This window comes from Burkholderiales bacterium (assembly GCA_035560005.1).
Lineage (GTDB): Bacteria > Pseudomonadota > Gammaproteobacteria > Burkholderiales > Eutrophovitaceae > DASRFY01.
Map to the genome: position 1 here is coordinate 1 of DATMAN010000095.1, position 5,735 is coordinate 5,735.

Here is a 5,735-nt window from a genome sequence, read left to right on the forward strand (position 1 = left end):
TGATGAGGATGGTCAACGGTGAGAGCAGCCGCAGAAACCGTGGGTCATTTGAGGATGCCGGATCATGCCGCACGTTCTCCCCGCCTCGGTTGAAATGCCAGCCGAAAGTGCAGGCAGCAAGTGCCCGGCAATCCGCGCCAGCCGGTGCCTTGCGGCCCTGATGGACAACAGGGTATCCGGGTGATAACATTGATCATATGTGATCAACTCCAAGGGCATCCAGGCGATGCATTTTCGCTTTCGCGGCAATAATGTACAGGTTGTAAAGAGTCAACTCGATCCGAAAACCGGTAAGGCAAAATCCGTTCCGATCGGGAGCATCAATCTTGCCCGGCTTGAGATCGGCGACAAGCTCGCGAGCAACTGTTCTGCGGCGGAATTGAAGGAAATCGAGAACTGGTTGAAGCGGCGCCGGGGCATCGAGGAGCTGAAAGCGAAGGTGGCGGCGCTCACCCTGCCCGAGAACATTTCGTCGGCGCTGAAGTGGTTTGCGAAGGCCCCTCCGGAGGAAATCGAGGAGGTGGCCGACGACGTGCTCGTCGGCATCAGGCAACTGCGCAAAGTGCTGCAGAAACGCGTTGCCGTTTGAGGAGGTGGCGTGGCCGCGACGCAGCATGCCCGCTCGCCGCTCGCGATTACGCTGTCGGTCTGGCGCGCGCTCTTTCTGCGCGAAGCGACGGCGCGGCTCGCGCGCAACCCCGTCGAATGGTTCTGGGTGCTTGCCGAACCGATCGCCCACATCGCCTTCCTCATGTGGATCTTCGTCGTCGGCTTCCGGCAGCGCACGCTGGTCGGCGCCGACACTCCGACCTTCATCATGCTCGGCGTGCTCGCTTTCTTTCTGCCGCGCAATCTGATCAACCGGTCAATCGCCACCGTCGGCGCAAGCGAAGCGCTGTACGGGTTCCGCCAGGTCAAGCCGGTGGATACCGTCATCGCGCGCGCCGGCCTGGAAAGCCTGCTCTTTTGCCTTGTGTTCGCTGTCGTGTGGACGGGCGCCGCCTTGCTTGCCTTCCCGGTTTTTCCCGCCGACCCGCTCGGTGCGCTTGCGGCGCTCGGCGGCCTCTGGGTGGCGGGTCTGGGGCTTGCGCTCACGCTCTCGGTCGTCGCCAACCTCAGCGAGCAGATCGGGCGCATCGTGCGCCTGCTGATGGGTCCGCTCTACATTTTCTCGGCGATCATTTATCCATCCGCGGGCGTTCCGCCGGCGATGCGCGACATCCTGCTCCTGAACCCGCTCGTCCACGGCATCGAATCGCTGCGCGTCGCATTCATGCCGGAATACAAGGTGCCCACCGGGATTGATCTTGCCTATCTGGTGCAGTTCGGCGTGCTGTTTGTCTTCATGGGCCTTGCCCTGCACGCGCGCTTCGAGGAGTTCCTGAAGACCCGATGATCGCGCTCGACGACGTGCACAAGCGCTACTGGACGAACCGCGGCGAGGCCGTCTGGGCGCTCCGCGGGGTGTCCGCGACGTTCCCTGCGCGGCGCAACGTCGCGGTGATCGGCGCGACCGGGGCCGGCAAGTCCACGCTGCTTCGGCTGATCGCGGGCATTGACCAGCCCACGCGCGGCAGCATCGCCTCGGATCGGCGCGTATCGTGGCCGATCGGCCAGACGCGGGGCCTGCAGCCGAATCTGACCGGGCGCCAGAACGCGCGGTTCGTGTGCCGTATCCAGGGAATCGGAGAGGAAAGGGTCGGGGAGCGGGTAAATTTCGTGCACGAGTTTTCGGAACTCGGCGAAGCGTTCGATCAGCCGGTATCGTCCTACTCCAAGGGCATGCGGGCGCGGCTCAATTTCGCCCTTTCGGTCGCGTTCGACTTCGACGTGTATCTGGTGGACGAAAACATGGGCGCAGGCGGAGGAGAGGACTTCTTCAGGGAAAAGACCCGCAACGCGATGAAGTACCTTGCGCGCCGCGCCGATCTGATCATTGCGACGCACTCGGAGCGGCTGGTCCGCTCCTTCTGCCAGTCGGCCCTCTGGCTTTGCGAGGGCAGGGGATACTGGTTCGACTCGGCGGATGAAGCCTGGCGCGAACACGCCCGGCAGGTGGCCGCGTGACTGCGCTCGTTGACCTGCTGCGCCGCAACCGCATCTGGCAGGCTGCGGTGGTGCTGATGGTGCTGTTCACGCTGTACTGGAGCGTCTTCGCCGCTCGCCGGTACGTTTCCGAGGCGCATGTGGTGGTGGACACGGTGCAGGGACTTGGCGCGGCCGTGGGACTCGATGTCGGCTCGGTCTTCGCGCCGCAGGCGACGCCGCCGCGCGACGTCCTTCTGCTTCGGGACTACGTGCTCTCGGCCGACATGCTGCGCAAGCTTGACGCCGAACTCGACCTGCGGGGCCACTACAGCGCCAGCTACGATCCATTTTCGCGACTGCTCTACAGGGATGCGCCGCTGGAGTGGTTCCAGCGCCACTACCGCGGCCGCGTCAGCGCCGAGTACGACGAGACCGCGGGTGTTCTCATTCTTCAGGCGCAGGCCTACGATCCGCAGATGGCGCAGCGCATCGCGGCCGCGATCGTGCGCGAGGGCGACCGTTTCATCAATCAGCTCGCGCAGAACCTGGCGCGGGAGCAGGTCGCCTTCGCCGAGCGCGAGGTCGCCGAGGCGAACAAGCGCATGATCCGCGCGCGCCAGGCGATGCTTGCGTACCAGAACGCCCATGGGCTCGTGTCGCCCACGGCGACGGTGGGCGAGCTGTCCGCCGTGGTCGCCAGGCTGGAGGGCGAACTCTCCGATCTGCAGGCGCGTCGCTCGGCGCTCGAATCGTATCTTGCTCCCGGCGCGCCCGACCTTGTGACGGTGAGCGAGCAGATCCGGGCCGTTGAAAAGCAGCTCCGGGCGCAGCGCGCGCGGCTCGCATCCGGACGCAACGGGAGTACGCTGAACCGGATTGCGGAGGAATACGATCGCCTCGCGCTGGAGGCATCGTTTCACCAGGCCGTGTACCAGACCGCAATGGCGGCGCTCGAGCGCGCGCGCGTGGACGCGAGCCGCACGCTGAAGAAAGTATCCGTCGTGCAGCGGCCGACCCTGCCGGAGTATTCGACCGAACCGGGGCGGTTCTACCACAGCGCGCTCTACGTCTTTGGCACGTTGATCGTCGTCGGCATCCTGCTGCTGCTCATCGCCATCATTCGCGAACATCGGGATTGACGCCATGGCACGCCTGATCTTGACGCTGCTCCTTGCCCTTCTCGCCTCGGCGGCCCAAGGTCAATGGGGCGCGCCGATCACCTGGCCTCCTTCGACGACTCCGGCTTCGCCGGCGACGGGAGCCACGACCGCACAGCCTTCTGCGCCGGCGCCGGGTCAGACAACCCCTCAGATCACGCCCCAGGTAACCCCGCAGGGGGCACCGCAACCCTCGACGCCTATCTTTTCCGCGCCCGGCAGCTCGGCGCAGCCGGGCGCACCCGCGGCCGGTACCGTCCCGGCGCCGTTTCCCGCGGCTACGCCAGCGCCCGCCTCCGCGACGTCCGCGGTGCCACCGGTGCCCGGCGCTCAGCCGTTTGACTACTCGGTGAACCTGAAGAGCGAGGTGTTCGGGGCGCGCATGTTCACCGGCGCCTTCGCGCAGAGCGCGGCTTCGATCTTCAACCCGGACCATGTCGTCGCGGTCGGCGACCAGCTTCAGGTGAAGCTCTGGGGCGCCTACCAGTTCGATGCCCTCGTCAGCGTGGATGCGCAGGGCAACATCTTCGTGCCGCAAGTGGGACCGGTGCGGGTGGCCGGGGTGCCCAACCGGGACCTCCACAAGGTGCTCGAAGGCGCGATCCGCCGGGTATTCCGCGCCAACGTCTTCAGCTACATCAGCCTCGCCGCGGCGCAGCCGGTACGGGTATTCGTCACCGGCTTCGTGCACCGCCCGGGGATGTATCAGGGCACTTCGACCGACAGCGTGCTTCGCTTCCTCGATCAGGCGGGCGGGATTGATCCGAACCGCGGCTCGTTTCTCGACGTGCAGGTGCTGCGCGGTGCGCTCGTGCGCGCCACATTCAACCTGTACGACTTCCTGCTCGGCGGAAAACTGCCGAGCGTGCAGCTCGGCGACGGCGACGTGGTCATGGTCGCGCCGCGCAAGAGCACGTTCCTGGTCGCGGGGCTGGCGGAGAACGCCAACCGGTTCGAGTTCACCGGCGAAAGCATCGAACTCGCGCATCTGGCGGCGCTCGCGCGCCCGCTGCCGACGGCGACGCACGTGCGCGTCACGCGCAACACCGGTACGGTGCTCAACACCGAGTACTACCCGCTGTCCGCCGTGAGCAGCGTGCGGCTCGAGAACGGCGACCAGATCGAGTTCACCTCGGACAAGCGGCCCGGCACGATCAGCGTGCGGGTCGAGGGCGAGCACGTCAGTCCGCAGGAATACGTTCTGCCCTACGGCTCGCGGCTGGCGGACGTGGTGAAGCAGGTGAAATTTACCGAGCGCTCGGACACCGCGAATGTCCAGCTTTTTCGGCTGAGTACGCGCGAGCGCCAGGCGGCGCTGCTTCAACAGTCGCTGCGAAACCTCGAACAGGCGGTGCTGACCGCCCGTTCCGGCACGGCCGAAGAAGCCCAGCTACGCAAGGCGGAAGCCGACCTCATCCTCAACTGGACCGCGCGGGCGCGCAACATCGTGCCGCTCGGCCAGGTCGTGATCGCCCAGTCGAACCAGCGCGACGAACTCCTGCTGGAGAACGGCGACGTCCTGCGCGTTCCGGTGAAGGACGGACTGGTGCAGGTGCAGGGCGAGGTGGTCGTGCCGACCGCCGTCGCCTATGACGCCCGGCTCGGGATTCTCGACTACATCAAGCGGGCGGGGGGCTATTCCCAGAACGCCGACACGTCGCGCGTGCTGATCGCGCACCGCGACGGCAGCTTCAGCGAGGCGCGCGACGGCGACTCGATCAGGCCCGGGGACGACATCCTCGTCCTGCCGCGCGTGGACAACAAGAGCCGCCAGTTCTGGAAGGACATTACGCAGATCATCTTCCAGATCGCCGTCAGCGCGAAGGTGATACTCGGTCTTTAGTGGAATGATTCTTCACCAAAAGGCAAATTGATGAAGGCTGGCTCCATTGATGCACAGGAGGCAAGGCGGCCGTGCGCCAAATTTTCAACGACCGCCGTGATGGGCGCCTGCGCGCCGTCCTCCATTGGGCCTGTACGCGGCGCGATACGACGTGTGATGCCGTGAACGCAGTTTAAGATTAAGAGTCGGGATAACGCTGTATCAATTCCAAACCTCTTGGAAGCAACGAGGCGACGCAAGTCAGGCAGCCCCCTAAATCGCCGGACACGGTGTAGTTCTAAACTTGGACATAGTAGTACGCCTGTGCCTATCACTGGCCGTAAGAGCGAGACGGAAGTCGAACTGCTTTGCGGCGACGCCGGCCGGCGTCGCCGCTGGACGGCCGCCGTGGAGTTGCCCCGTTTCAGTGGACGGTTGAGTGTTGTGCTCGCAAGCGGTTATCCACAGGCACGCGCGCTCGGGCTGAAAACCGTTGCGCACCACCGCCGCGCGTCCGTCCTCGGTGCTGCTTGCCGGCATAGCATGCGAGAAACTCCTCGAACTCAACTTGCACGGCCTGCGCAACGAGCCGTTGTGCGCCCTCCCGAAGCATCGCCGTCAAAAGATCCCGTCCCTGCTCTGGCCCGCGAAGTTCAACTACCGTATCCTTTCCCATGGTGGCGTGACTCCTTGTTGGTTGCTGAAATCGACTTCCACAATCGAATTCC

Annotated in this window: 6 protein-coding genes; all 6 read left to right on the forward strand. The window is 65.1% G+C overall.

Annotated elements, in window-relative coordinates:
- The first annotated feature begins 199 nt into the window (after positions 1-199).
- Positions 200-589, forward strand: a complete 390-nt coding sequence (locus VNM24_14745; protein HWQ39837.1) for a hypothetical protein — start codon at positions 200-202, stop codon at positions 587-589.
- Between the two features lie 9 nt (positions 590-598).
- Positions 599-1,396 carry an ABC transporter permease gene (locus tag VNM24_14750; protein HWQ39838.1) on the forward strand — a complete coding sequence of 266 codons (798 nt, stop codon included), beginning with the start codon at positions 599-601 and terminating at the stop codon, positions 1,394-1,396.
- Positions 1,393-2,067, forward strand: coding sequence for an ABC transporter ATP-binding protein (locus tag VNM24_14755; protein ID HWQ39839.1), 675 nt, complete (start codon positions 1,393-1,395; stop codon positions 2,065-2,067). The genes VNM24_14750 and VNM24_14755 overlap by 4 nt, the downstream gene beginning before the upstream one ends.
- Positions 2,064-3,167 (forward strand): chain-length determining protein, encoded by a 1,104-nt coding sequence (locus VNM24_14760; protein HWQ39840.1) that lies wholly within the window; start codon positions 2,064-2,066, stop codon positions 3,165-3,167. The genes VNM24_14755 and VNM24_14760 overlap by 4 nt, the downstream gene beginning before the upstream one ends.
- A gap of 337 nt (positions 3,168-3,504) precedes the next feature.
- A complete protein-coding gene (locus VNM24_14765; GenBank protein HWQ39841.1) occupies positions 3,505-5,028 on the forward strand; it encodes a polysaccharide biosynthesis/export family protein in 1,524 nt (507 codons plus the stop codon).
- Between the two features lie 472 nt (positions 5,029-5,500).
- On the forward strand, positions 5,501-5,735 hold a 235-nt coding region (locus VNM24_14770; protein ID HWQ39842.1), incomplete at its 3' end, for a hypothetical protein.